Origin of the sequence: Streptomyces aureoversilis (assembly GCF_042657885.1) — a bacterium.
Classification (GTDB): domain Bacteria; phylum Actinomycetota; class Actinomycetes; order Streptomycetales; family Streptomycetaceae; genus Streptomyces; species Streptomyces aureoversilis.
In genome coordinates, this window is sequence record NZ_JBHSKJ010000007.1 from 125,828 (window position 1) to 151,203 (window position 25,376).

The following is a 25,376-nucleotide window of genomic DNA, read 5'->3' on the forward strand; positions in this document are numbered from 1 at the left end:
GACGGGGTGCGGCCCTGAACCGCTCGGCTGTGGCGCCGGAACCGCTTACTTGCGGATCAGCGAGCGCAGCACGTACTGCATGATGCCGCCGTTGCGGTAGTAGTCGGCCTCACCGGGGGTGTCGATGCGGACGACCGCGTCGAACTCCACGCCCGTGTCGGTGGTGACCTTGACCGTGCGGGGCGTGCGGCCCTCGTTGAGCTCGGTCACACCGGTGAAGGTGAAGGACTCCTCGCCGGTCAGGCCCAGCGACTCGGCCGAGGCACCCTCGGGGAACTGCAGCGGCAGGACGCCCATACCGATGAGGTTCGAGCGGTGGATGCGCTCGTAGGACTCGGCGATGACGGCCTTGACGCCGAGGAGCGCGGTGCCCTTGGCGGCCCAGTCGCGGGACGAGCCCGAGCCGTACTCCTTGCCGGCCAGGACGACCAGCGGGATGCCCTGCTCGATGTAGTTGCGCGAGGCGTCGTAGATGAACGACACCGGGGCGCCGTCCTTCGTGAAGTCGCGGGTGAAGCCGCCCTCGGTGCCCGGCGCGATCTGGTTGCGCAGGCGGATGTTGGCGAACGTACCGCGGATCATGACCTCGTGGTTGCCACGGCGCGAGCCGTAGCTGTTGAAGTCACGACGCTCGACGCCGTGCTCGGTGAGGTACTTGCCGGCCGGGGTGTCGGCCTTGATGGCACCGGCCGGGGAGATGTGGTCGGTGGTGACCGAGTCGCCCAGCTTCGCCAGGACGCGGGCGCCGGCGATGTCGGAGACCGGGGTGGTCTCCATCGTCATGCCCTCGAAGTAAGGGGGCTTGCGGACGTAGGTGGACTCGGTGTCCCACTCGAAGGTGTTGCCGGTCGGGATCGGCAGCGCCTGCCACTGGGCGTCGCCCGCGAAGACGTCCTGGTAGGACTTGTTGAACATGTCCTCGCCGATGGCGTTGGCCACGACGTCGTTGACCTCGGCCTCGGTCGGCCAGATGTCCTTGAGGAAGACCGGGTTGCCGTCCTGGTCGGTGCCCAGGGCGTCCTTGGTGATGTCCACCTTCATGGAGCCCGCGATGGCGTACGCGACGACCAGCGGCGGGGAGGCCAGGTAGTTCATCTTGACGTCGGGGTTGATGCGGCCCTCGAAGTTGCGGTTGCCCGACAGGACGGACGTGACCGCGAGGTCGTGCTCGTTGACCGCCTTGGAGACCTCCTCCGGCAGCGGGCCGGAGTTGCCGATGCAGGTGGTGCAGCCGTAGCCGACGAGGTTGAAGCCGACCTTGTCGAGGTAGGGGGTCAGGCCCGCCTTGTCGAAGTAGTCGGTGACGACCTTGGAACCCGGGGCGAGGGTGGTCTTGACCCACGGCTTGCGGGTCAGGCCCTTCTCGACCGCCTTCTTGGCCACGAGCGCCGCGGCGACCATGACGTAGGGGTTCGAGGTGTTGGTGCAGGAGGTGATCGCGGCGACGGTGACGGCGCCGTGGTCGATCTCGTACGTCGTGCCGTCGGGGGCCGTGACCGTGGTCGGGCGGCTGGGCACGCCGTTCGCGGCGGCCGGGGAGTCGGAGGCCGGGAAGGACTCCTCGCCCGCCTCGTCGGCGGTCGAGACGTAGTTGAGGACGTCACGCTCGAACTGGGCCTTGGCCTCGGCGAGGACGATGCGGTCCTGCGGGCGCTTCGGGCCGGCGATCGACGGGACGACCGTCGACAGGTCCAGCTCCAGCTTCTCGGAGAAGTCCGGCTCGGCGGCCGGGTCCAGCCACAGGCCCTGCTCCTTGGCGTACGCCTCGACCAGCGCGACCTGCTGCTCGGAGCGGCCGGTGAGCTTGAGGTACTTCAGCGTCTCGCCGTCGATCGGGAACATCGCGGCGGTGGAGCCGAACTCCGGCGACATGTTGCCGATGGTGGCGCGGTTGGCCAGGGAGGTCGCGGCGACGCCCTCGCCGTAGAACTCGACGAACTTGCCGACGACGCCGTGCTTGCGCAGCATCTCGGTGATCGTGAGGACCAGGTCGGTGGCGGTGGTGCCGGCCGGGAGCTCACCGGTCAGCTTGAAGCCGACGACGCGCGGGATGAGCATGGAGACCGGCTGGCCGAGCATCGCGGCCTCGGCCTCGATGCCGCCGACGCCCCAGCCCAGCACACCGAGGCCGTTGACCATGGTGGTGTGCGAGTCGGTGCCGACCAGGGTGTCCGGGTAGGCCTGGCCGTTGCGGACCATGACCGTGCGGGCCAGGTGCTCGATGTTCACCTGGTGGACGATGCCGGTGCCCGGGGGGACGACCTTGAACTCGTCGAAGGCGGTCTGGCCCCAGCGCAGGAACTGGTAGCGCTCCTTGTTGCGGCCGTACTCCAGCTCGACGTTCTGGCCGAAGGCGTCCTTCGTGCCGAACTTGTCGGCGATGACGGAGTGGTCGATGACCAGCTCGGCCGGGGCCAGCGGGTTGATCTTCGCCGGGTCGCCGCCGAGCTCCTTGACGGCCTCACGCATGGTGGCGAGGTCGACGACGCAGGGGACGCCGGTGAAGTCCTGCATGATCACGCGGGCCGGCGTGAACTGGATCTCCTGGCTGGGCTGGGCCTGCGAGTCCCAGTTGCCCAGCGCACGGATGTGGTCGGCGGTGATGTTCGCGCCGTCCTCCGTGCGGAGCAGGTTCTCCAGCAGCACCTTCAGGCTGTAGGGAAGGCGTGCGGAGCCCTCGACCTTGTCCAGCCGGAAGATCTCGTACGACTCGTCGCCCACCTGCAGCGTGCTGCGGGCGTCGAAGCTGTTCGCCGACACGACAGTCTCCTTCATGCATGAATTCGCGTACTGCGGCCATCCTGCCGCCCCACGGTCCCGCCGATCCGATAAGGTGTGCCTTAGTTAGGCATGCCTTACTGGCGCGACAGCGGTACGCCTCTCGGCAGATATCTCGATGTCGAGATAACTCTAATACATCGCCGGGGAACGGTCATGTCCTGGCGGGCCCCCAACCCTCCGCGACGGGTGCCCGCCTCCTCAGGCGTGCCCGCCCGGCGCGGCCTCCACCTCGCGCCAGAACTCCGGCACGCGGCTGTTCAGCGCCTTCACCGGAATGCCGTGCCCGGCACCGGGCACGATCTCCGCCCGCACGTCCGGGATCAGGCGGGCGGCCCGCTCCCGGGCGCGCTTCGAGTCCATGGCCCGGTCCGCCCCGCCCAGCAGGATCAGGGCGGGGGCGGTCACGGAGCGCAGTTCCTCGTCGCTCATGCGCGGCGGCGGCAGCAGGCGCACGCGGAAGCCGCGCATGGCCTCCAGCGACAGGGCCGTCTGGGCCTCGGCCTCCTCGGGATCCGCACCCGTGTCACCGATGAGCGCGGTGAACCAGCGGCGCTGGAACTTCTCCGATCCGCTCAGCATCGAGACGACGGCGCCCAGGACGAAGCCCGCCCGCAGCGGGGCCAGGGCGCGGGGCGGCTCGTAGGCGGTGACCGAGGCCACGCGGGCGGGCTTGCGGGCCGCGTGGTTGAGGGCGACCCAGCCGCCGTACGAGTGACCGACCAGGTGCGCCCGCTCCAGGCCGAGGCCCGCAAGGACCTCTTCCAGCCAGTTCGCGGTCTCCTCCGCGGTGGTGATGGGGGCGCTCTGCGTGCTGTACCCCGGCTCGCCGACCCGGTCGACGGCCAGCACGGGGCGGCCCTCGCCGAGCGCGGCCACGTGCGGCGCCCATTCGGCGGGGGTCGCGCTCTGGCCGTGCAGCAGGACGACCGGGGTGCCCGGGCCGCCGCCGTAGGTGTGGACGCGGGTGCTCCCGAAGGACGTCGCGACGTCCTGCTGCCCCCGAGGCTCCGGCCAGAAGGCCATGGCCGCGTCGTAGGCACCGAGTATCCGCGCCCGCGCGGCGTCGTCGGCGAAGGAACTGACCTGAGCACCCATGAGGTGACCTCCCCTGCGGCGGCACCCCCGGCCGCCGCGTCTTCGATCATGACAGGGGGCGGATCGGGGACTTCGGCTGGGTGATCCCTTCGCGGGCGCGCGCCCACCGGCCGCGCCCGGCCGGGCCTACCGCCCCGTCAGCCCGCCCCGGACGGCGTCGACGATCTCCTCGTCCGTCAGGCCCAGCGCGCGGGCGTCCTTGACGAGGGTGCGGACGACGTCGCCCAGGCGGGCGCGGCCCGGGGCGGCGGGGTCGGCCGTGACGACCGCGCCGCGGCCCCGCCGGAGTTCGATGAGGCCCTCCTCGCGCAACTGCTGGTAGCCGCGCAGGACGGTGTGGACGTTGACGCCGAGGGAGTCGGCGAGAGCGCGTGCGGCGGGGAGGCGCTCGCCCGGGCGTACGGCGGCGTCGGCTATGGCGCCGCGCACGGAGGCGGCGATCTGGTCACCGAGGGGCACCGGGGAGTTGTGGTCGAGGCGGAAGAGCATGTCAGCCGCCGCCGTTCGCCGTGCGGGCGCGCTCGGCCAGGGCGTTGAGGAGCGCGGCGGCGGTGACGGCGTCGTCGACGGTGACGACGAATTCGCTGCCGGTCGTCAGGCGGGCCACCACGGCGTCGCCGGAGCGCAGGGCGAAGCCGCTGCGGCCGGGGACGGCGCGGTAGCCCCAGCCGCCGAGGTCGCGCAGCGGGTCGACGTCGCGGTGGACGGCCTCCGCTATCCGGTCGAGGGGGATGCGGACGCGGGGGCGGGGCAGGCCGAGCACGTTGACGGTGAGTCCGTGCCGGTCGACGGTGACGCGGACGCCGAAGCAGGCGCACAGCACGGCTCCGCCGGCCATCAGGCCTGCGCCCGCCGCCCAGCCGGCGAGCGGGGTGAGGACGGCGCCGGCCGCCACGAGGGCCCCGCCGCCGACGAGCAGGGGGCGCGAGCCCGCGCTCCGGGTCCAGATCGCGCTCTCGCCCTCGCGGAGGTCGAGGCGGGGCACGGCGGCAGCGCCGGCGGCCGCCCGGGCCGGGGCCGTTGCCGGGGCGCCGCGCCCTCCGGCGAGGGCGCCGATGCCCGCGGCCACGGCGGCGACGGCCGCGGCGACGCCGAACGTCCCCAGGGTGAGGTGCGCCTGATCCGCCGTTTCCGCGCGGGCGTTGCCCAGGACGACGCAGACGGTGACGGCGCCGAGGAGCCCCGCGACACCGCAGCCGAGGGCGACGAGCACCCGCGCGCCGCGCGCCGCGTACACGAGTCCGCCGAAGAGCAGCGCCATGACGAGCAGGAGGCCGAGCGCCTGGTAGGGGAAGGAGCCGAGCGCGGTGAACCCGTCGGCGCCGCCGGAGCCCGAGAAGTGCGTGGCGACGGGGTCGGGCAGGCCGTCGCGGCGTTCCAGAAAGACCGTCAGGAAGGCGGCGCAGGCCAGCAGATGCGCGGCGGCCACGACGAGGGGCGCACGAAGGCCGCTCACCGGGCGCGGGGTCACAGTCATGGCTCCTCCGTGGCACCTCCGAGTTGTACGCATCGTAATAGAACAACCAATGGCCAGAACCGCCATGCGGATGAAATCTCATATGTGAGATAACGTCTACGGCATGACAGACGCATACCTCGCCCGTATCGGCAAGCTGATCCGCGATGCCCGTCAGCACCGAGGCTGGACCCAGTCGCAGCTCGCGGAAGCCCTCGGCACCAGCCAGAGCGCCGTGAACCGCATTGAGCGAGGAAATCAGAACATCAGCCTTGATATGATCGCCAGGATCGGTGAGGCGCTGGACAGCGAAATCGTCTCCCTCGGTTACGCGGGGCCCATGCACCTCAGGGTGGTCGGCGGACGCCGGCTCTCCGGTTCCATCGACGTCAAGACCAGCAAGAACGCGTGTGTCGCACTGCTCTGCGCCACCCTGCTCAACGCCGGCCGCACGACCCTGCGCCGGGTCGCCCGGATCGAGGAGGTCTACCGGATCCTGGAGGTGCTGGGCAGCATCGGCGTCCGGACCCGCTGGATCAACGACGGCAACGACCTGGAGATCGTGCCGCCCGCGGAGCTCAACCTGGCCGCCATGGACACCGAGGCCGCCCGCCGGACGCGCAGCGTCATCATGTTCCTGGGCCCGCTGCTGCACCGCATGGACCACTTCAAGATTCCGTACGCGGGCGGCTGCGACCTCGGCACCCGCACCGTGCAGCCGCACATGACGGCCCTGCGCCACTTCGGCCTGGAGGTCACCGCGACCGACGGCACCTACCACGCGCAGGTCGACCGTTCGGTCGCACCCACCCGGGCGATTGTGCTGACCGAGCGCGGGGACACCGTCACCGAGAACGCCCTCCTGGCGGCCGCCCGGCACGACGGCGCGACCGTCATCCGGAACGCCAGTTCGAACTACATGGTCCAGGACCTGTGCTTCTTCCTGGAGGAGCTCGGCGTGCGCGTCGAGGGCATCGGCACGACCACCCTCACCGTGCACGGCGTCGCCACCATCGACCGCGACGTGGACTACGCCCCGTCCGAGGACCCGGTCGAGGCCATGAGCCTGCTGGCCGCCGCCGTCGTCACCGAGTCCGAACTGACCATCCGGCGCGTACCGGTGGAGTTCCTGGAGATCGAGCTCGCGGTCCTGGAGGAGATGGGCCTCGACCACGAGCGCAGCCCCGAGTACCCGGCGAACAACGGCCGCACGCGCCTGCTGGACCTGACCGTCCGTCCCTCCAAGCTCCGGGCCCCGATCGACAAGATCCACCCCATGCCGTTCCCGGGCCTCAACATCGACAACGTGCCCTTCTTCGCGGCCATCGCCGCGGCCGCCCAGGGCCAGACCCTCATCCACGACTGGGTCTACGACAACCGCGCCATCTACCTCACCGACCTCAACCGCCTCGGCGCGGACGTCAAGCTCCTCGACCCGCACCGCGTCCTCGTCGAGGGCCCGACCCGCTGGCGCTCGGCGGAGATGATGTGCCCGCCGGCCCTGCGCCCCGCCGTGGTCGTCCTGCTGGCCATGATGGCCGCCGAGGGCACGTCCGTCCTGCGCAACGTATATGTCATCAACCGCGGTTACGAGGACCTGGCGGAGCGCCTCAACTCGATCGGCGCCCAGATCGAGATCTTCCGCGACATCTGACCCCGGCAGCCCTTCCCTCCCCCTTCCTCCCTCCCGCCGGGACCGCGGCGAACCGCCGGTGGACGTTTCGCCGTGGTGAACCGGGTCATCACGAGTGATCCGGGACAGGATGGGGGGATGGGATTCCATGTCGATTCCGAGGCCGGGCGGCTGCGCCGCGTCATACTGCACCGCCCCGGCCTGGAGCTGAAGCGGCTCACGCCCTCCAACAAGGACGCTCTCCTCTTCGACGACGTGCTCTGGGTGCGGCGGGCCCGCGCCGAGCACGACGGCTTCGCGGACGTGCTGCGCGAGCGCGGGGTCGAGGTGCACTTCTTCCAGGACCTGCTGGAGGAGAGCCTGGCGGTGCCGGAGGCCCGGGCGCTGGTGCTGGACCGGGTCTTCGACGAGAAGGAGTACGGACCGCTGGCCACCGGCCACCTGCGGGCCGCGTTCGAGCGGCTGCCGGCGGCGGAGCTGGGCGAGTGGCTGGTCGGCGGGATGACCAAGCGTGAGTTCCTGGAGCGCTGGAGCGAGCCGGTCTCGGTGCGCTTCCACGCCATGGAGCTGGACGACTTCCTGATCAACCCGCTGCCCAACCACCTGTTCACCCGGGACACCTCCGCCTGGGTCTACGACGGGGTGTGCGTCAACGCGATGCGCTGGCCCGCGCGTTGGCACGAGACCGTGCACTACGAGGCCCTCTACCGCTACCACCCGCTCTTCTCGGGCGGCGGCTTCCACGTCTGGTCCGAGGGCCAGGCCGCCTACCCGTCCACGATCGAGGGCGGCGACGTGCTCGTCATCGGCGAGGGCGCCGTGCTGATCGGGATGAGCGAGCGGACCACCCCGCAGGCGGTGGAGATGCTCGCCCACCGGCTCTTCGCGGCCGGGTCGGCCCGCACGATCGTGGCGCTGGACATGCCCAAGCGGCGCGCGTTCATGCACCTGGACACCGTGATGACCATGGTGGACGGGGACACCTTCACCCAGTACGCCGGGCTGGGGATGCTCCGCTCGTACACGATCGAGCCGGGCGCGGGCGAGCGCGAGCTGAAGGTCACCGACCACCCGCCGGAGCACATGCACCGGGCGATCGCCGCCGCCCTCGGCCTGGACTCGGTGCGGGTGCTCACCGCGACGCAGGACGTGCACGCGGCGGAGCGGGAGCAGTGGGACGACGGCTGCAACGTGCTGGCCATCGAGCCGGGCGTGGTGGTGGCCTACGAGCGCAACGTGACGACCAACACCCACCTGCGCAAGAACGGCATCGAAGTGATCACCATCCCGGGCAGCGAGCTGGGCCGGGGGCGGGGCGGGCCGCGCTGCATGAGCTGTCCGATCGAGCGGGACCCGGTGGCCGGGCCGCCCGCCGGACCTCCCGCCCCGGGCCCCGCCGCGGCGCCCTCCGCCGCCTCCGCCCCGGGTGGCCCTTCGCACATTTGATTGCATAGCAATGCGGAAGCATGTATAGAATTCCATCTTTCCGCAGTCGTGAGCCCCGCGAGCCAGAGCCAGCTAGGAGTCCATCCCCATGACGACAGACCTCAAAGGCCGTCACTTCCTCAAGGAGACGGACTTCACCGCCGAGGAGTTCCACGGCCTCGTCGAGCTCGCGGCCGAGCTCAAGGCCGCGCGGCAGACCGGCACCGAGGAGCAGCGGCTCCTCGGCCGGCACATCGCCCTGATCTTCGAGAAGACCTCGACGCGCACCCGCTGCGCCTTCGAGGTCGCGGCGGGCGACCAGGGGGCCCGCACGACCTACCTCGACCCGGCGGGCTCCCAGATCGGACACAAGGAGTCGGTCAGGGACACGGCACGCGTGCTCGGCCGGATGTTCGACGCCATCGAGTACCGGGGCCACGGCCAGGACGTCGTGGAGGAGCTGGCCGCGCACGCCGGGGTGCCCGTCTACAACGGCCTGACGGACGAGTGGCACCCCACCCAGATGCTCGCCGACGTCCTCACCATGTCCGAGCACACCGCCAAGTCCCTGGACCACGTCGCCTTCGCCTACCTCGGCGACGCCCGCTACAACATGGGCAACTCCTACCTCGTCACCGGCGCGCTCCTCGGCATGGACGTGCGCATCGTGGCCCCTGAGGAGCTGTGGCCCGACGCGGACGTCATCGCGATGGCGCGGCGGCTCGCCGAGACGAGCGGGGCGCGGATCACCCTCACCCCGGACGTCGCCGAGGGCGTGAAGGGCGCGGACTTCGTCGCCACCGACGTGTGGGTGTCGATGGGCGAGCCCAAGGAGGTGTGGGACGCCCGCATCGCCCTGCTCGCGCCGTACGCCGTCACCATGGACGTGCTGCGCGCGACGGGCAATCCGGCGGTGAAGTTCCTGCACTGCCTGCCCGCGTTCCACGACCTGGAGACCTCGGTCGCCCGCGAGATCCACGAGCGGCACGGGCTGACCTCCCTGGAGGTCACCGACGAGGTCTTCGAGTCGCAGCACTCCGTCGTCTTCGACCAGGCCGAGAACCGGATGCACACGATCAAGGCGGTGCTGGTGGCGACGCTGGCCGGCTGACGCCGGGCCGCTTCGGGCGGGCGGCGGCCGGCCGCCGCCCGGGGCAACTCCCCTTCTATCGCGCACTCGTGACGACAGTCACGCACCGGTGATAACTTCACAGCGCAGGCACGCACCAGCCCCCCGGCTGAAGGAGGCCGCGCTCCATGAGTCCTTTCACCGGCTCCGCGTCCCGTACCGAGGAGTGGCGGCACCTGCGCCTCACCCTCGACGCGGGCGTCGCGACCGTCACCCTCGCCCGCCCCGACAAGCTCAACGCCCTCACCTTCGGCGCCTACGCCGACCTGCGCGACCTCCTGCCCGAGCTGGCCCGCGACGGCTCCGTGCGCGCCCTCGTGCTCGGCGGCGAGGGCCGCGGGTTCTGCTCCGGCGGCGACGTCGACGAGATCATCGGCGCGACCCTGGCCATGGACACCGGGCAGCTCCTGGACTTCAACCGGATGACCGGCCAGACCGTACGGGCCCTGCGCGAGTGCCCCTTCCCGGTCGTCGCCGCCGTGCACGGCATCGCCGCGGGCGCCGGGGCCGTCCTCGCGCTCGCCGCCGACTTCCGCGTCGCCGACCCGACCGCCCGCTTCGCGTTCCTCTTCACCCGGGTCGGGCTCTCCGGCGGCGACATGGGCGCCGCCTACCTGCTCCCCCGCGTCATCGGCCTCGGGCACGCCACCCGGCTGCTGATGCTCGGCGAGCCCGTACGCGCCGCCGAGGCCGAACGCATCGGCCTGATCAGTCACCTGACCGACGAAGGGCGGGCGGGCGACGCGGCGCAGGCCCTCGCCCGCCGCCTCGCCGACGGGCCCGCCCTCGCCCACGCCCAGACCAAGGCCCTGCTCACCGCCGAGCTCGACATGCCCCTCGCCGCCGCCGTCGAACTCGACGCCGCCACCCAGGCCCTGCTCATGAACAGCGCCGACTACGCCGAGTTCCACGCCGCCTTCACCGAGAAGCGGCCCCCGAAGTGGCGGGGGCGATGACCGCCGCCGCGCGGGTCGCCGTCATCGGCGGCGGGCCGGGCGGCCTCTACGCCGCGGCCCTGCTGAAACGTCTCGCCCCGGAGCGCGAGGTCACCCTCTGGGAACGCAACGCCCCCGACGACACCTTCGGCTTCGGCGTCGTCCTCTCCGACGAGACCCTCGGCGGCATCGAGAGCGCCGACCCGGAGGTCTACGCCGCACTGCGCCGCGAGTTCGTCCGCTGGGACGACATCGACGTCGTCCACCGGGGCACCACGCTGCGCTCCGGAGGCCACGGCTTCGCCGCCCTCGGCCGCCGCCGGCTCCTGGAGATCCTCCACGAGCGCTGCCGCGGGCTCGGCGTCCGGCTCCGCTTCCGCACGGAGGCGCCGCCCGCCGAAGAACTCGCCCGCACTCACGACCTCGTCATCGCCGCCGACGGCGTCCACAGCCGCACGCGCGAGACCCACGCGGAGCACTTCCGGCCCACGCTCACCACCCACCGCTGCCGCTACATCTGGCTCTCCGCCGACTTCGCCTTCGACGCCTTCCGCTTCGAGATCGCCGAGACCGAACACGGCCTGATGCAGCTCCACGGCTACCCCTACCGGCGCGACGCCAGCACCGTCGTCGTCGAGATGCGCGAGGAGGTGTGGCGCCGCGCGGGCCTCGACCGCGCCGACGAGGACGGCACTCTGGAGGCCTGCGGCAAGTACTTCGCCGACGCCCTCGGCGGCCGCCCCCTGCGCTCCAACCGCTCCGCCTGGACCGCCTTCCGCACGGTCGTCAACGAGCACTGGCACCACGGCCGTACGGTCCTCCTCGGCGACGCCGCCCACACCGCCCACTTCTCCATCGGCTCCGGCACCAAGCTCGCCGTGGAGGACGCCCTCGCCCTCGCGCAGGCCCTGGAGCGGCACCCGGGCGTCCCCGCGGCGCTCGCCGCCTACGAGGACGAGCGGCGCCCGGCCGTCGCCTCCACCCAGCGCGCAGCCCGCGCCAGCCTGGAGTGGTTCGAGGACCTCGCCGTGCACGTGGACCAGCCGCCGCGCCGGTTCGCCTTCAACCTCCTCACCCGCAGCCGCCGCGTCACCCACGCCAACCTGCGCCTGCGCGACGCGGACTTCGTCGCCTCCGTGGAGGACGAGGCCGGCGTCCCGCCCGGCACGCCCCCCATGTTCACCCCCTTCCGGCTGCGCGGCCTGACCCTGCGCAACCGGGTCGTCGTCTCCCCCATGGACATGTACTCCGCGGCCGACGGCACCCCCGGCGACTTCCACCTCGTCCACCTCGGCGCCCGCGCCCTCGGCGGGGCCGGGCTCGTCATGGCCGAAATGGTCTGCGTGAGCGAACAGGGCCGGATCACGCCCGGCTGCTCGGGGATGTACACCCCGGAACACGAGCGGGCGTGGCGCCGCATCACCGGCTTCGTGCACGACCGGGCGCCGGGCACGGCGATCGGCCTCCAGCTGGGGCACGCGGGCCGCAAGGGCTCCACGCGCCGCATGTGGGAGGGCATCGACCAGCCGCTCCCGGAGGGGAACTGGCCGCTGGTGGCCCCCTCGGCGCTGCCGTACCGGGCCGGCGTCAACCAGACCCCGCACGCCCTGTCGGTCGCAGAAATGGGTGCCGTACGGGATCAGTTCGTACGGTCCGCGGAGGCCGCCGCCCGCGCCGGGTTCGACCTCCTCGAACTCCACTGCGCCCACGGCTACCTGCTGTCCGGCTTCCTCTCCCCCCTGACCAACCGCCGCGACGACGCCTACGGAGGCGACCTCGGCGGGCGGCTGCGCTATCCCCTGGAGGTCTTCGACGCCGTCCGGGCCGTGTGGCCCGCCGACCGGCCCATGACCGTACGGATCTCCGCCACCGACTGGGCCGACGGCGGCACCACCGCGGAGGACGCCGTCGCCGTCGCGCGCGCCTTCGCCGCCCACGGGGCCGACGCGCTCGACGTCTCCACCGGCCAGGTCGTCGCCGACGAGCGGCCCGCCTTCGGCCGCTCGTACCAGACGCCCTTCGCCGACCGCATCCGCCACGAGGCGGGCGTCCCCGTCATCGCGGTGGGCGCGATCTCCTCCTGGGACGACGTCAACTCCCTGATCCTCGCGGGCCGCGCCGACCTCTGTGCCCTCGGCCGGCCGCACCTGTACGACCCGCACTGGACGCTGCACGCGGCGGCCGAACAGGAGTACGCGGGGCCGGGGGTGCGGTGGCCGGAGCCGTACCGGGCGGGGAGCCGGCGCCCGCCGACGGGGCGCGGGGCTTAGCGCCACTGTCTGGTGACCCCGCCGTTGCACGGGGCTCCGCCCCGGACCCCGGCCCTCAATCGCCGGACGGCTCTGTTTTGTTCTGAGCCCCCCTCGATTCCAGTGGGCCGGCCGTCAGGCCAGCTCCCCCGCCACGAACCGCGCCCCCGCCTCCCGCAACCGCGAATGCAGCGCGGCGAACACCCGCGCCGCCCGCACCCCGGGCCAGTCGGTCGGCAGCAAGCCGCCCGGCAGGCCGGGGTCCGCGTACGGCAGGTGCCGCCAGGAGTCCAGCGCGAGGAGGTAGTCGCGGTAGGCGTCGCGCGGCGGCACCACCCGCCGCCGCGCCCAGCGCCGCAGCACCGGCTCGTGGGCGTCCAGGAAGGCGTGGTGCTGCCCGGCCAGGGACTCGAGGTCCCACCAGCGGCCCACGGCCTCCGCGGTCGGTTCGAAGCCGAGGTGGGAGCCCCTGAACAGGTCGACGTAGGAGGCCAGTCCGAGCCGTTCGAGGGTGTGCCGCGTCTCGTCGTGGACGTGTGCGGGAGCGATCCACACGCCGGGGGCGGCGGTCCCGAAGCCGAGCCGGGCCAGCCGCGAGCGCAGCAGGTGCCGCTTGTGCCGCTCCTCCTCGGGTACGGAGAACACGGCCAGCAGCCAGCCGCCGGCCGCCCGGGTGGAGGCCCGGCCGTAGATGCGCCGGTCGCCGTCGTCGAGAAGCTGCCGCGCGGCTTCCGAGAGCCCGTAGCCCGCGGCCCCGTCGGGCGTGCGGTCCGCGACGAGCAGGCCGCGTCGTTTGAGCCGCGAGACGGCCGACCGCACCGAGGGCGAGTCCACGCCGACGGCACCCAGCAACCGGATCAGGGCCGCGATCGGTACGGGCCTGCCGCCCGTATGGCGGGCGGCGCCCCCGCGGCCGTACGCGCCGTAGAAAGTGACGATGAGGGACCGAGGAGTATGGAGTGGTTGCTGGTCAGTCACGGGGAAACTGTAAAGCGCCGTGACGCAGCCGGAAGCGCTGCAATTTGCCGGTGGGCGTACGGGGAAGGGCCTCCGGGAACTCGATCTCGCGAGGGCACTTGTAGGGGACGATCTCCTTTTTGGTGAACTCCCGCAGCGCCGCCGCCGTTTCCGCGGTGCGCGGCACCCCCTCCCGGAGCACCACGTGGGCCACGACGATCTCGCCGCGCCGCGCGTCGGGGCGCCCGACGACGGCCGCTTCCAGGACGTCGGGGTGGCGCAGCAGGGCCTCTTCCACCTCCGGGCCCGCGATGTTGTACCCGGCCGAGATGATCATGTCGTCGGCGCGGGCGACGTAGCGGAAGTGGCCGCCCGGCTCGCGGACGTAGGTGTCCCCGGTGAGGTTCCAGCCGTCGCGGACGTACTCGCGCTGCCGTTCGTCGGCGAGGTAGCGGCAGCCGGTGGGTCCGCGCACGGCCAGCAGGCCCGGTTCGCCGTCCGGCAGCGTCCGGCCGTCGGGGCCGACGACGCGCGCCTCGTAGCCGGGGACGGGCAGGCCGGTGGTGCCGGGGCGGATCGCGTCGTCGGCGGCGGAGATGAAGATGTGCAGCATCTCGGTCGCGCCGATGCCGTTGATGACGTGCAGCCCGGTGGCCTGCCGCCAGGCGTGCCAGAGGGCCGCGGGCAGGTGTTCGCCGGCGGAGACGCAGCGGCGCAGCGACGAGACGTCGTGCGGGCCGGGCTGTTGCAGTGTCTCCAGCATCGAGCGGTAGGCGGTGGGGGCGGTGAAGAGCACGGAGACGCGGTGGTGCCGGATGTCGGCGAGGAGGTGTTCGGGGCCGCGCCAGTCGGTCAGCAGGGTGGCTGCGCCCGCCCGCAGCGGGAAGATCACCAGGCCGCCGAGGCCGAAGGTGAAGCCCAGGGGCGGGCTGCCGGCGAAGACGTCGTCGGGGCTCGGCCGCAGGACGTGTGCCGAGAAGGTGTCGGCTATGGCGAGCACGTCGCGGTGGAAGTGCATGCAGCCCTTGGGGCGTCCGGTGGTGCCGGAGGTGAAGGCGATGAGGGCGACGTCGTCCGCGGACGTGTCCACCGCCGCATACGATGAGGGTTTGTCCGCGGCCAGGCGCAGCAGGTCGCCGGGGGTGTCCCCGCCGTACGGGGTGATGTGCAGGGGTTCCGGGGCCTGTGCGAGGGCGTCGAGGCCGTCGAGCGAGCGGGCGTCGCACAAGGCGTGCCGTATGCGGGCGAGTTCGCAGATCGTGGCGAGTTCGTGCGGCCGCTGGGCGGCCAGGACGGTGACGGCGACGGCGCCGGCCTTCATCACGGCGAGCCAGCAGGCGGCGAGCCAGGGGGTGGTGGGGCCGCGCAGCAGGACGCGGTTGCCGGGGACGACGCCGAGGTCGTCGGTGAGGGTGTGGGCTATGCGGTCGACGTGGGCGGCGAGTTGGCCGTAGGTCCACCGGAAGCCGGAGTCGTCGTGCACGGCGGGGCGGTCCGGGCCCAGCCGGGCCACGGTGGCGTCGAGGAGTTCGCTGCCGCAGTTGAGGCGGGGCGGGTAGGCCGGCAGGGCGCCGCTCTTGTACGGGAGGCCGGGCCAGTGGCGGGCGGGAGGCAGGTGGTCGCGCGGGAAGGTGTCGACGTGGGCCGACGGCTGAAGCTCGGTCGCTGCCATCGCTGATGCGCCCCCTCGCGCCGGTGACATGGAGGTGAACGGGGGTCTTGCCAGCCGTGCGGATCCGCTGTCAGCGTAGCGACTTGGTGACGGCAGTCAACACAGCGCGATAGGCGGCACCGCGCGGTCGGAAGCGACCGCGACAGACAGCGACAGACAGCGGAAGACACGGAAGACCACGAAGGGGCCGCCCATGGTCACCCCGTTCGCCCTCGACCCGCAGCAGCGCGCCTGGTGCGACGACCTGCGCACCCTCGCGGCGGAGCGGCTGCGCCCGCTCGCGGCCGGCGGCGAGCCGGGCCGCGTCAACCGGCCCCTCGTCGCGGCCCTCGGCGAACTCGGCCTGCTGGCCCGGCTCTTCCCCGCCGAGGGGCCGGTGGGCGCGACGGACCTGTGCCTGCTGCGGGAGTCCCTCGCGCGGGAGTGCACGGAGGCCGAGACCGCGCTCGCCCTGCAGGGGCTCGGTGCCTACCCCGTCGTACAGTCCGGGACCGCGCGGCAGCGCGCCCGCTGGATGCCGGAGGTGATCGCGGGCCGGGCGGTGGCCGCGTTCGCGCTGAGCGAGCCGGCCGCCGGGTCCGACGCGGCCGCGCTGGAGCTGAGCGCCGAGCCGGACCCCTCCGGCGCCGGGGACGGCTGGCGCCTCTCCGGCGAGAAGACGTGGATCTCCAACGCCCCCGAGGCCGACGTCTACACCGTCTTCGCCCGCACGGGGCAGGCGCCCGGCTCGCGGGGCGTGACGGCGTTCCTCGTACCCGGCGACAGCGCGGGACTGTCCGGCCGCGGCCTGGACATGCTCAGTCCGCACCCCATCGGCACGCTGGTCTTCGACGGCGTGCCGGTCGGCGCCGGGGACGTCCTCGGGGTACCGGGCGGCGGCTTCCGCGTCGCCATGCGCACGCTCGACCTCTTCCGGCCGAGCGTGGGGGCCTTCGCCGTCGGCATGGCCCGGGCCGCGCTCGCGGCCGCCGTCGTCCACGCCGGGGAGCGGCGCGCGTTCGGCGGCCCCCTGAAGGACCTGCAGGCCGTCTCCCACCAGCTCGCCGAGATGGCCACCCGTACGGAGGCCGCGGCGCTGCTGGTGTACGCGGCGGCCGCGGCGTACGACGCGGGCGAGCCCGGCATCGCGGCCCGCTCGGCGATGGCCAAGCTGTTCGCCACCGAGACCGCGCAGTACGTCGTGGACGCGTCCGTCCAGCTCCACGGCGCCCGCGCGCTGCGCCGGGGGCACCTCCTGGAGCACCTCTACCGGGAGGTGCGCGCGCCGCGGATCTACGAGGGCGCGAGCGAGGTCCAGCGCACGATCATCGCGAAGGAGCTGTACCGGTGAGCGGGACGACTGCGTCGGGCCACGGGGAGACCGGGGAGGCCGCCGGTGCGGACCGCTCCGTTCCGTCGCACGGAACCGGCGGGCTCCGGCGGGTCAACCCGCCGGAACTCTCGCCGCCGGCAGGCTTCTCGCATGCCGTCACCGTGACCGGGAGCCGGCTCGTCCTCCTCGCGGGACAGACCGCCCTCGACGGCGCCGGCCGCATCGTGCCCGGCGGGCTGCCGGAGCAGTTCGAGCGGGCCCTGGGCAATCTGCTCGCCGCCCTCCGCGCCGCGGGCGGCGGGCCGCAGCACCTCGCGCGCGTCACCGTCTACGCCACCGACGTCGCCGCCTACCGCGCGCACGCCCGGGAACTGGGCGGCATCTGGCGGCGGCTGGCCGGGCGGGACTACCCGGCGATGGCCGTCATCGGCGCGGTGCGCCTGTGGGACGAGGCGGCGCTGGTGGAGCTGGACGGGATCGCGATGCTGCCGTGAGCGGAACCCGCGCCGTGAGCGGCACCCGGGGCGAGGGGGTCAGAAGCCGCTGCAGGTCGCCGTCGCCTCCCGGCCGGACGCCGTGGCGGTCCACGGCCGGCGGTCGTCCACCGTCACCGAGCAGGAGACCGTACCGCCGCCCTTCCCGGTCGTGACGGCCAGCAGGCCGCCCTTCTCGAACTCCGTCGTCTCCAGTTCCTTGCGCCAGGGCAGGTCCCGGGGGGCCTCCTTCTGCGTCACGACGGCCCCGTCCCGCCAGGTGCTGTACGCGATGGACACGCCCCTCGCGTCGCCGGTGACCTCGTACCGCACCCGGACCGTTTCGCTCTGCCCGGCGAGCACGACGACGATCGCCGCGCACCCGGCGGCCAGCAGGAGCACGGCGGCGAGCAGCACCCACGGCCACTTCCGGTGTCCCCGGTGGCGGACGCGCGGCGGCGCACCGTGCGCGTAGTCGTCGCCCCAGTGCTGCGTACTCATGCGGCCAGCATGCCGCCGCGCCCGCGGACCGGCGAGCGGGGGCCGCCCGTACGGGCGGCGGACCGTGCCCCGCTGCGCACCCGCAGATGCGCGGCGGTCCCCCGCCCGCGGCGCCTACAGCCGCGGGTCCACCGGCTCCGACTCCAGGGCGAGGACCCCGAAGACCGCCTCGTGCACCCGCCACAGCGGCTCGCCCGCCGCCAGCCGGTCCAGCGCCTCCAGCCCGAGCGCGTACTCGCGCAGGGCGAGCGAGCGCTTGTGGCCGAGGTGGCGTGCGCGCAGCCGGGCCAGGTTGTCCGGGCGGGTGTACTCGGGACCGTAGATGATCCGCAGGTACTCCCGGCCGCGGCACTTGACGCCGGGCTGGACGAGCCGCCCGTTCGCGGTCCGTACGAGCCCCTGCAGCGGCTTGACGACCATGCCCTCGCCGCCGGCGCCGGTCAGGTCCAGCCACCACTGCACGCCGGCCGCGACAGACTCCCCGTCCTCGGTGTCGACGACGAGCCGGCGGGTCGGGGCGAGCAGGCGGTTGACGTACACCGGGGTGTACGCGCAGAGGCCGTTGTTCGCCTCGGCGTCGTACATCTCCGCCTCGATCATCCGGTCGATCAGGGCGAGCTGCTCGTCGTGCGGGAGCGCGGCCAGGCTGCGGCCCTGCACCGCCAGGATCTGGAACGGTGCCATCCGGATACCGTCCAGGCCGTCCGTGCCCTTGGCACCGACCCTGCGCGGGGACTGCGTCTCCGCCTGCTCCCCCGGCCAGCCCTGCGCGCTGTCCCCGGTGGTCCAGCAGTAGCGCCGGTACGCCTCCGTGAAGGCAGCCGCGTCCGCGGCCCGCTCGCGCTGGCGGTCCAGCAGCCCGGACACGTCCACGCCGCGCTCCGCCGCCGACTCCAGCGCGGCGAGCGCCGGCGGGAAGACCGCCCCGGACGCGGCACCCACGGCCGCGTACTGGTGGCGCAGGAGTCCCTGTGCCTTGAGGGACCAGGGCATGAGCTCGGCGTCCAGCAGCAGCCAGTCGGTCTCCAGCTCCTCCCACAGCCCGGCCGAAGCGACCGTCCTGCTCAGCCGGCGCAGGACGCGCTCGGTCATCGCGGGGTCGTCGAAGAACGGCCGGCCGGTGCGGGTGTACAGCGCGCCGCTCGCCCCGCCGGCCGCGCCGAAGCGCTCCCGCGCCACGTCCGCGTCGCGGCACACGAGGGCCACGGCCCGCGAGCCCATGTGCTTCTCCTCGCACACCACCTGCCGCACCCCGTCGGCCCGGTAGGCGGCGAACGCCTCGGCCGGGTGCTCCAGGTAGCCCTCCTCCTGGGAGGTCGCGCACGGCGCCATGGTCGGCGGGAGGTAGGGCAGCAGCCGCGGGTCGACGGAGAAGCGGCTCATGACCTCCAGGGCGGCCGCGGCGTTCTCCTCCTTCACGGCGACCCGGCCCATGTGCCGGGTCTCGACGACGCGGCGGCCGGTGACGTCGGACAGGTCCAGCGGGCGGCCGTCCTCCCCGCCGGGCGCCCCGCTCGCCAGCGGCCGCGCCGGCTCGTACCAGACCCGCTCGGCCGGTACGTCCACCAGCTCGCGCTCGGGCCAGCGCAGCGCGGTCATCTTCCCGCCGAAGACGGCGCCGGTGTCCAGGCAGATCGTGTTGTTCAGCCACGTGGCCGACGGGTTGGGGGTGTGGCCGTAGACGACGGCGGCGCTGCCGCGGTAGTCCTCGGCCCACGGGTAGCGCACGGGCAGGCCGAACTCGTCGGTCTCGCCGGTGGTGTCCCCGTACAGCGCGTGCGAGCGCACCCGGCCCGAGGTGCGGCCGTGGTACTTCTCCGGCAGGCCGGCGTGGCAGACCACGAGCTTGCCGCCGTCGAGGACGTAGTGGCTGACGAGCCCGTCGACGAACTCCTGCACCTGCGCGCGGAAGGCGGGGTCGCGGGCGTCCTCGCGCTCCAGCTGCTCGATGGTCTCGGCCAGCCCGTGGGTCGGCTGGACCTTCTTGCCCTTGAGCCAGCGGCCGAGCTTGTTCTCGTGGTTGCCCGGCACGCACAGGGCGTTGCCGGAGGCGACCATGCCCATGACGCGGCGCAGTACGCCGGGGCTGTCCGGGCCGCGGTCGACGAGGTCGCCGACGAAGACGGCCGTGCGGCCCTCGGGGTGGACGCCGTCGGCGTAGCCGAGCCGGCCGAGCAGGGTCTCGAGTTCGGAGCTGCAGCCGTGGATGTCGCCGATGATGTCGAAGGGGCCGGTGAGGTGCCGCAGGTCGTTGAAGCGGCGCTCCAGGACGACCTCGGCGGCCTCGGCCTCTTCGGCGCTGCGCAGGACGTGCACCTTGCGGAAGCCCTCGCGCTCCAGGCCGCGCAGCGAGCGGCGCAGCTCGCGGCGGTGGCGCTGGATGACGTGGCGGGGCAGGTGGGCCCGGTCGGGGCGGGCGGCGTTGCGCGCGGCGCACACGTCCTCGGGCAGGTCGAGGACGATCGCGATGGGCAGCACGTCGTGCTCCCGGGCGACGCGGACCAGCTGCCGGCGGGCCTCGGCCTGGACGTTGGTCGCGTCGATCACGGTGAGGCGGCCGGCGGCGAGGCGCTTGCCCGCGATGTAGTGCAGCACGTCGAAGGCGTCGCCGCTGGCGCTCTGGTCGTTCTCGTCGTCGGCGACGAGGCCGCGGCAGAAGTCCGAGGAGAGCACCTCGGTGGGCTTGAAGTGCTTCCGGGCGAAGGTGGACTTGCCCGAACCCGTCGGGCCGACCAGCACCACGAGGGAGAGGTCGGTGACGGCGAGGGTGCGCTTGGCGGCCGCGGGGGCGGTTGCTGTGGTCATGCGGCCTTCTCCTGCTTCTTCTCGCTCTTGTCGTTCTGGTCGTTCTTGCTGGTCTTGTTGTCCTTGTTGTTCTTCTCGTCCCCGGCACGGGTGAAGACGCCCATCTGGGTCGGCGGTCCGACCTCCGGGTCGTCCGGCCCCACGGGCGCGTACGCCACCTCGTAGCCGTACCGCTCCGCGACGCCCGCGGCCCAGGCGCGGAACTCCTCGCGGGTCCACTCGAAGCGGTGGTCCGCGTGCCGCACGTGCCCGGCGGGGAGGGTCTCCCAGCGCACGTTGTACTCCACGTTCGGGGTGGTCACGACGACCGTCGCGGGGCGCGCCGCGCCGAACACCGCGTGCTCCAGGGCGGGCAGCCGGGGCAGGTCGACGTGTTCGATCACCTCGCTGAGCACCGCCGCGTCGTACCCGGCCAGCCTGCGGTCGGTGTACGCGAGCGAGCCCTGGAACAGTGCGACCCGCGCCGACTGGCGCTCGGTCATGCGGTCCAGGCGCAGCCGCCGCGCGGCCACCGCGAGGGCGCGCGCCGACACGTCCATGCCGGCCACCTCGGTGAACCGCGGGTCCTTCAGCAGCTCTCCCACGAGCTGCCCCTGTCCGCAGCCGAGGTCGAGCACGCGCGCGGCCCCCGAGGCGCGCAGGGCGCCCAGGATCGCCTCGCGGCGCTGCACGGCCAGCGGGACGGGCCGCTCCTCGGTGTCCGTCTCCTCGTCGACGGCGTTGTCGAGCTCCTCGGCCTCGCTGTCGTCGGCCTCGGCGAGGCGGGCGAGGGCCAGGCGCTCCAGGGCGTCCCGCGTCAGCGACCAGCGGCGGCCGAGGTAGCGGCCGGCGATCAGGCGCTGCTCGGGGTGGTCCTCCAGCCATCCCTCGCCGGAGCGCAGGAGCTTCTCCACCTCGTCGGGCGCCACCCAGTAGTGCTTGGAGTCGTCGAGCACCGGCAGCAGGACGTAGAGGTGGCGCAGGGCGTCGGCGAGCCGCTGCTCGCCCTCCAGCACCAGCCGTACGTAGCGCGAGTCGCCCCACTGCGGGAACTGCTCGTCCAGCGCGACCGGCTCGGCGGACACCGTCCAGCCCAGCGGGGCGAACAGCCGCTCCACGAGCGCCGCGCCGCCGCGGGCGGGCAGCACCGGCACCTCGATGCGCAGCGGGCGGGCCGCTCCGGGCAGCTCGGGCCGGGCTGTGCACTGGCCCTTGAGGGCGGTGGAGAAGACGCTGCTGAGGGCGACGGCGAGCAGCGAGGACGCGGCGTACGGGCGGTCGTTGACGTACTGCGCGAGCGCGGAGTCGGGCGCGCCGCCGCGGCCCTTGCCCTTGGAGCGCCTCACCAGTGCCACCGGATCGATCTCCAGCAGCAGCGCGGCGGTGCAGCGCTCGGCCGTGGCCTCGGGGTAGAGGACGTGCGCGGTGCCGTGGGAGGTCGAGAAACGCTGCGTCTTGCCGGGGTGCTTGTGCAGCAGGAATCCGAGGTCGGTCGCAGGGGATCCGGTCGTGCCGGTGGTGGATATCGTCAGGAACACGCGGTCGAGTATCCCCGGGAGCGCGTGCCTCCTGCTAATGCTTTTCGCCGGTGCCCTCGGCCGTATTCACCGGAAGGCCGCTCCCCGGGAGACCGGTCTCCGGCAGACCATCCGCCGGGAGACCCTTGCCCAGCAGGCCGTTCAACAGGGCGCGGGTGATGACCGCGATGGTGAAACCGCAGGCGATCTCCCCTGTGGCGACCATTTCCGCGACCTCCGGCCAGGGCCGGGGGACGATTCGCCGGATGCCTTCCGAGGTCTCCGGAGAACCGAAGCCGTCGATTCGGGCGGCGAACAGCTCGACGCGATCGGCGATCAGTCCGCTGTCGGGATGCATGTGGCCGAGGGAAATCAATTCGGTTGCGTCCGCTCCGATTTCCTCCGCCAGTTCCCGCACGGCGTTTTCCGCTCCGGTGGCGCCCGGGGCGCCCATGCCGCGGGGCACCTCCCAGTGCCAGGAGCGGGTGGCGTGGCGGTAGTGCTCGACGAGGACGACCTCTCCCGCGGGGGTGAGGGGGAGGACGACGGCGCCGGGGCTCGCGACCGTGGAGAGCATGCGGACGTAGAGCCCGGGGGCGCCGCCGGGAAAGCGGACGGCGTCCCGCACGAGGGTGACGAAGCGGTCGGCGTAGACGACGCCGACCGGGGCCGTGGCGCCCTCCGCCGCGGTGCTCTCCGTCCCGGCGTCCGCCGTCCCGGAGCTCTCCGCCCCGGTGTTCTGCGCCCCGGTGTCCGCCGTGCGCCGGGCTTCCTCGACGTCTGCGGGGTCGAAGAGGATGTCGATCCCGCCCGGGCTGTTGCCGAACAGCTCGGGACGGGCGGCGCGCAGCCGGTCGTAGGGGGTGGTGGCCGGGATCTCTTCTCGCACTGGCTCAGTACTCCGGGAGCTCGTCCTGCACGGTGGCGGAGCCGGTGGCGGTCGGGGAGCCGCCCTCCTCCCGGTACCCGGGCAGCTTGCGCACCATGTCGTGGAACCTTTCCCACTCCCGCGCGCCGTCGAACCGCACCGCGGCCATCTCCCGTGCGAACTTCTGCTCGCGCCGGCCCTCCAGTCTGTTGCGCAGCACCAGTTGCACGGAGCCGCCGTACCTGGCCGAGGCCCCGCCGAGGCTGCCGGCCACGCTCCAGGTCTCGTCCCCGGTGACGGCGGTGAAGGCGGCGCCGCCGACGGTGACGACGACCTCGATGACGGGCAGCCACTTGTTGGCACGGGCCCGGCTGTCGCCGCGGGCCCCGGCGAGGCGGACGATCTCGGAGTTGAGCCTGACGTAGCGGTCAAAGACGGGGCCGACGCGCTCGTGGAAGGACGCCGGGTCGGCGGTCAGCTCGTCGAAGGCGCGTATGTAGGCGTTCCACGGGTCGCTCTGCCGCAGGCTCCAGATGTCCTCCAGGGCGAGGGCGTCGACCGCGGCGGGGGTGAGGGCGAGCCGGTCCTGGACCGTGGAGAACGCCTGCCGCTGCAGGAAGAGCAGGAGCTGCTCGGGGTCGGTGACCGTTCCGGCGGGTGTCGTACGGACGTCGCGCCATTCCTGCAGGGCCACTCTTCGCAGGCTGCCGGCCGGGGTCAGCGGGTACATGCCGAGGGCGTCGGCGAGGTTGACGTTGTAGATGAGGTCGAGGAGTTGCTTGATCTCGGCCGCGAAGGGCTTGTTCCTGTCGTACCTGCCCTCGGAGACGGGCGTGCCCGGCACGGTCACGAACTCCTCGTAGAGCACGTTGCGCGTGACGAGGTCGCCGCGGATGCTGCGCTCGTTGCTGAGGCGGACCACTTCGCCGATCCGGGCGGCGAACGCCTCGTGCCGCCGCTGCGGGACGCCCACCTGCGCGGCGAGCAGGGGGATGTCCTTCGCGGTGAGCCCCTGCACCCGCGCGGCGAAGGCGTTGAAGAGGGCGCTCCTGGTGGCGTCCCGGTTCTCCTGGTCCTCCCAGGAGAACCGGACGCACTTGACGCGCTCGCCGGCCGGCATCCCCTCGAGCGTCTCCTGCCAGGCGGTGAAGGCCCGCTCGTCGAAGTCCAGCCCGGTGGTCGGGCGCTCGGCGGGATCGCGCTCGTTCAGCAGGTACGGCACGAGGGCCGCCTGCGCCAGCAGCTTCTGGTGCGCGCGGCGGGCCGCGCCGCCCTCGACGAGATCGCGGCTGACGGCGGCGTTGTTGTAGAAGAAGACGCGGTTGGCGACCACCTGGCGGGTGTTGATCAGACTGCGGAAGTACTCGGCCCGCACCTCCTTCGCCCGCGTGCCCCCGACCTCCCCGAGCGATCTCCCTCCTGCGACCATCTCCCTGGTCAGTTCCGCGGTCACCCACTGGTTGTCCAGGGACTGGGCGATCACCGCGCCCGGCGCCAGATCCGGCGGCCTCGCTCTGACGGTCGTCTCAGTGGATTCCTGGGACATTCCCCACCCCCGGTCCTGGATCCCCTACGACGCATCTCTCACGTCCGCCACCACGCTAGCGGTGAACCCGTGGCCCCCGCCCGGGCTTGCGTCAACCGGCCTGCTAGGGAACGCGGTTACGGCCGGGGCAGGGCGCGGGCCAGGGAGGCGATCTCGGCCGGGCCCACGCGGCAGCAGCCGCCGATGAGGCGGGCGCCCGCCTCGTACCACTCGGTGACGCGACCGGGCGCGAAGGCCGGCCGGCCCGTCCAGGACCGGGCCGCGGCATCCCACTGCTCGCCGCTGTTGGGGTAGACCACGACGGGCTTCCGCGCGGCCTCCGCCGCGAGCCGCACGGCGCGGCCGGCATCGGCGGGCGTGCAGCAGTTGACCCCGACGGCGACCACCTGGTCGTTCCCGGCGGCCGTCGCGAACGCCTCGCGCAGCGGCTGACCGGCACGGGTGTATTCGCCCTCCGCGCTGTAGGACAGCCACACGGGCACCCCGCAGCCCGCCACGGCCCGCAGCAGCGCCTCCGCCTCGTCCACGTCGGGCACGGTCTCCAGCGCGAGGACGTCGGGCCCGGCTTCCACCAGGGCCTCGATCCGCGGCCGGTGGAAGCGCTCCAGCTCGGCGACGCTCAGGCCGTAACGCCCGCGGTACTCGCTGCCGTCGGCGAGGAAGGCGCCGTAGGGGCCGACGGACGCGGCGACCCGGATCTCCTTCCCCGGGGCTTCGCGCTCCGCGGCGCCGCGCGCCAGCTCCACGCTGCGCCGCAGCAGCGCCGCGGCCCCGGCACGGCCCAGGCCGCGGCGCGCGAAGCCCTCGAAGGTGGCCTGGTAGCTGGAGGTGATGAGGACCTGGGCGCCCGCCCGCACATAGGCGGCGTGGGCCTGCTCGATCTGCCCCGGGTCGTCGGCCAGCAGCCGGGCCGACCACAGGGCGTCGGACAGGTCGCAGCCCTGCGCCGCCAGCTGGTTGGACAGCCCTCCGTCGAGGACGAGCGGGCCGCGCTCCAGCGCGTCGGCGAGAGGGGTGGTGGGGACGGGCGTCACAGGTGCTCC

General features: G+C 73.1%; 19 protein-coding genes. 7 read left to right on the forward strand and 12 right to left on the reverse strand.

The genetic code is table 11. The features are described 5' to 3' along the window. Nucleotides 1-45 precede the first annotated feature (45 nt). The 4 genes from acnA to ACFPP6_RS14385 form a co-directional block, all read right to left on the reverse strand. Complete coding sequence (gene acnA, locus ACFPP6_RS14370; RefSeq protein WP_382041294.1) at nucleotides 46-2,760, reverse strand: aconitate hydratase AcnA; 2,715 nt, start codon at nucleotides 2,758-2,760, stop codon at nucleotides 46-48. Nucleotides 2,761-2,979: 219 nt separating this feature from the next. Continuing rightward, nucleotides 2,980-3,876, reverse strand: a complete 897-nt coding sequence (locus ACFPP6_RS14375) for an alpha/beta fold hydrolase (protein ID WP_382041297.1) — start codon at nucleotides 3,874-3,876, stop codon at nucleotides 2,980-2,982. A 126-nt stretch (nucleotides 3,877-4,002) separates the two neighbouring features. Further along, a complete protein-coding gene (locus ACFPP6_RS14380; RefSeq protein WP_382041299.1) occupies nucleotides 4,003-4,365 on the reverse strand; it encodes a GntR family transcriptional regulator in 363 nt (120 codons plus the stop codon). A gap of 1 nt (nucleotide 4,366) precedes the next feature. Further along, nucleotides 4,367-5,353 (reverse strand): hypothetical protein, encoded by a 987-nt coding sequence (locus ACFPP6_RS14385; protein WP_382041302.1) that lies wholly within the window; start codon nucleotides 5,351-5,353, stop codon nucleotides 4,367-4,369. A 103-nt stretch (nucleotides 5,354-5,456) separates the two neighbouring features. On the opposite strand from ACFPP6_RS14385, the gene ACFPP6_RS14390 reads away from it, so the two are divergent. The 5 genes from ACFPP6_RS14390 (at nucleotide 5,457) to ACFPP6_RS14410 (ending at nucleotide 12,724) form a co-directional block, all read left to right on the forward strand. Further along, nucleotides 5,457-6,986 (forward strand): helix-turn-helix domain-containing protein, encoded by a 1,530-nt coding sequence (locus tag ACFPP6_RS14390; RefSeq protein ID WP_382041305.1) that lies wholly within the window; start codon nucleotides 5,457-5,459, stop codon nucleotides 6,984-6,986. A gap of 117 nt (nucleotides 6,987-7,103) precedes the next feature. Continuing rightward, a complete protein-coding gene (locus ACFPP6_RS14395) occupies nucleotides 7,104-8,411 on the forward strand; it encodes an arginine deiminase (protein WP_382041308.1) in 1,308 nt (435 codons plus the stop codon). An 88-nt stretch (nucleotides 8,412-8,499) separates the two neighbouring features. Then, nucleotides 8,500-9,501, forward strand: coding sequence for an ornithine carbamoyltransferase (gene argF, locus ACFPP6_RS14400; RefSeq protein WP_382041311.1), 1,002 nt, complete (start codon nucleotides 8,500-8,502; stop codon nucleotides 9,499-9,501). Between the two features lie 146 nt (nucleotides 9,502-9,647). Beyond that, nucleotides 9,648-10,475 (forward strand): enoyl-CoA hydratase family protein, encoded by an 828-nt coding sequence (locus tag ACFPP6_RS14405; RefSeq protein ID WP_382041314.1) that lies wholly within the window; start codon nucleotides 9,648-9,650, stop codon nucleotides 10,473-10,475. Next, nucleotides 10,472-12,724 carry a bifunctional salicylyl-CoA 5-hydroxylase/oxidoreductase gene (locus tag ACFPP6_RS14410; RefSeq protein WP_382041317.1) on the forward strand — a complete coding sequence of 751 codons (2,253 nt, stop codon included), beginning with the start codon at nucleotides 10,472-10,474 and terminating at the stop codon, nucleotides 12,722-12,724. Before ACFPP6_RS14405 ends, ACFPP6_RS14410 begins: the two co-directional genes overlap by 4 nt. Before the next feature lie 114 nt (nucleotides 12,725-12,838). Here the strand turns inward: ACFPP6_RS14410 and ACFPP6_RS14415 are convergent, their stop codons facing one another. Further along, the gene (locus ACFPP6_RS14415; RefSeq protein WP_382041320.1) at nucleotides 12,839-13,681 is read right to left on the reverse strand and encodes a PaaX family transcriptional regulator; all 843 of its coding nucleotides are present in this window, start codon (nucleotides 13,679-13,681) and stop codon (nucleotides 12,839-12,841) included. Further along, entirely contained in the window at nucleotides 13,674-15,332 is a 1,659-nt protein-coding gene (locus ACFPP6_RS14420) for an AMP-binding protein (RefSeq protein ID WP_382041323.1), read from the reverse strand. Before ACFPP6_RS14420 ends, ACFPP6_RS14415 begins: the two co-directional genes overlap by 8 nt. A gap of 193 nt (nucleotides 15,333-15,525) precedes the next feature. Here ACFPP6_RS14420 and ACFPP6_RS14425 point away from each other — a divergent pair, with 193 nt between their 5' ends. Both ACFPP6_RS14425 and ACFPP6_RS14430 read left to right on the forward strand, forming a co-directional pair. Beyond that, the gene (locus tag ACFPP6_RS14425; protein WP_382041325.1) at nucleotides 15,526-16,662 is read left to right on the forward strand and encodes an acyl-CoA dehydrogenase family protein; all 1,137 of its coding nucleotides are present in this window, start codon (nucleotides 15,526-15,528) and stop codon (nucleotides 16,660-16,662) included. After that, on the forward strand, nucleotides 16,659-17,138 hold the full coding sequence (locus ACFPP6_RS14430; RefSeq protein ID WP_382041328.1) for a RidA family protein: 480 nt from the start codon (nucleotides 16,659-16,661) through the stop codon (nucleotides 17,136-17,138). The genes ACFPP6_RS14425 and ACFPP6_RS14430 overlap by 4 nt, the downstream gene beginning before the upstream one ends. A 39-nt stretch (nucleotides 17,139-17,177) precedes the next feature. Here ACFPP6_RS14430 and ACFPP6_RS14435 read toward each other — a convergent pair whose 3' ends face one another. The 6 genes from ACFPP6_RS14435 to mmuM all read right to left on the reverse strand — a co-directional run bounded on the left by ACFPP6_RS14435 (nucleotide 17,178) and on the right by mmuM (nucleotide 25,367). Further along, nucleotides 17,178-17,618, reverse strand: a complete 441-nt coding sequence (locus tag ACFPP6_RS14435) for a hypothetical protein (protein ID WP_382041330.1) — start codon at nucleotides 17,616-17,618, stop codon at nucleotides 17,178-17,180. 114 nt (nucleotides 17,619-17,732) lie between these two features. Next, on the reverse strand, nucleotides 17,733-20,423 hold the full coding sequence (locus tag ACFPP6_RS14440; protein WP_382041332.1) for a polynucleotide kinase-phosphatase: 2,691 nt from the start codon (nucleotides 20,421-20,423) through the stop codon (nucleotides 17,733-17,735). Beyond that, a complete protein-coding gene (locus tag ACFPP6_RS14445) occupies nucleotides 20,420-21,940 on the reverse strand; it encodes a 3' terminal RNA ribose 2'-O-methyltransferase Hen1 (RefSeq protein ID WP_382041335.1) in 1,521 nt (506 codons plus the stop codon). Before ACFPP6_RS14445 ends, ACFPP6_RS14440 begins: the two co-directional genes overlap by 4 nt. Before the next feature lie 34 nt (nucleotides 21,941-21,974). Further along, the gene (locus ACFPP6_RS14450; RefSeq protein ID WP_382041338.1) at nucleotides 21,975-22,808 is read right to left on the reverse strand and encodes an NUDIX hydrolase; all 834 of its coding nucleotides are present in this window, start codon (nucleotides 22,806-22,808) and stop codon (nucleotides 21,975-21,977) included. Nucleotides 22,809-22,812: 4 nt separating this feature from the next. Then, complete coding sequence (locus ACFPP6_RS14455; protein WP_382041341.1) at nucleotides 22,813-24,333, reverse strand: hypothetical protein; 1,521 nt, start codon at nucleotides 24,331-24,333, stop codon at nucleotides 22,813-22,815. Between the two features lie 116 nt (nucleotides 24,334-24,449). After that, nucleotides 24,450-25,367, reverse strand: coding sequence for a homocysteine S-methyltransferase (gene mmuM, locus ACFPP6_RS14460; protein ID WP_382041344.1), 918 nt, complete (start codon nucleotides 25,365-25,367; stop codon nucleotides 24,450-24,452). Nucleotides 25,368-25,376: the final 9 nt, after the last annotated feature.

Excerpts from the sequence above, each read along its gene's own strand:
- ACFPP6_RS14375 (WP_382041297.1), bottom strand. The coding sequence starts at position 3,876 with ATGGGTGCTCAGGTCAGTTCCTTCGCCGACGACGCCGCGCGGGCGCGG.
- ACFPP6_RS14380 (WP_382041299.1), bottom strand. The coding sequence starts at position 4,365 with ATGCTCTTCCGCCTCGACCACAACTCCCCGGTGCCCCTCGGTGACCAG.
- ACFPP6_RS14385 (WP_382041302.1), bottom strand. The coding sequence starts at position 5,353 with ATGACTGTGACCCCGCGCCCGGTGAGCGGCCTTCGTGCGCCCCTCGTC.
- ACFPP6_RS14390 (WP_382041305.1), top strand. The coding sequence starts at position 5,457 with ATGACAGACGCATACCTCGCCCGTATCGGCAAGCTGATCCGCGATGCC.
- ACFPP6_RS14395 (WP_382041308.1), top strand. The coding sequence starts at position 7,104 with ATGGGATTCCATGTCGATTCCGAGGCCGGGCGGCTGCGCCGCGTCATA.
- argF (WP_382041311.1), top strand. The coding sequence starts at position 8,500 with ATGACGACAGACCTCAAAGGCCGTCACTTCCTCAAGGAGACGGACTTC.
- ACFPP6_RS14405 (WP_382041314.1), top strand. The coding sequence starts at position 9,648 with ATGAGTCCTTTCACCGGCTCCGCGTCCCGTACCGAGGAGTGGCGGCAC.
- ACFPP6_RS14410 (WP_382041317.1), top strand. The coding sequence starts at position 10,472 with ATGACCGCCGCCGCGCGGGTCGCCGTCATCGGCGGCGGGCCGGGCGGC.
- ACFPP6_RS14420 (WP_382041323.1), bottom strand. The coding sequence starts at position 15,332 with ATGGCAGCGACCGAGCTTCAGCCGTCGGCCCACGTCGACACCTTCCCG.
- ACFPP6_RS14425 (WP_382041325.1), top strand. The coding sequence starts at position 15,526 with ATGGTCACCCCGTTCGCCCTCGACCCGCAGCAGCGCGCCTGGTGCGAC.
- ACFPP6_RS14435 (WP_382041330.1), bottom strand. The coding sequence starts at position 17,618 with ATGAGTACGCAGCACTGGGGCGACGACTACGCGCACGGTGCGCCGCCG.
- ACFPP6_RS14440 (WP_382041332.1), bottom strand. The coding sequence starts at position 20,423 with ATGACCACAGCAACCGCCCCCGCGGCCGCCAAGCGCACCCTCGCCGTC.
- ACFPP6_RS14455 (WP_382041341.1), bottom strand. The coding sequence starts at position 24,333 with ATGTCCCAGGAATCCACTGAGACGACCGTCAGAGCGAGGCCGCCGGAT.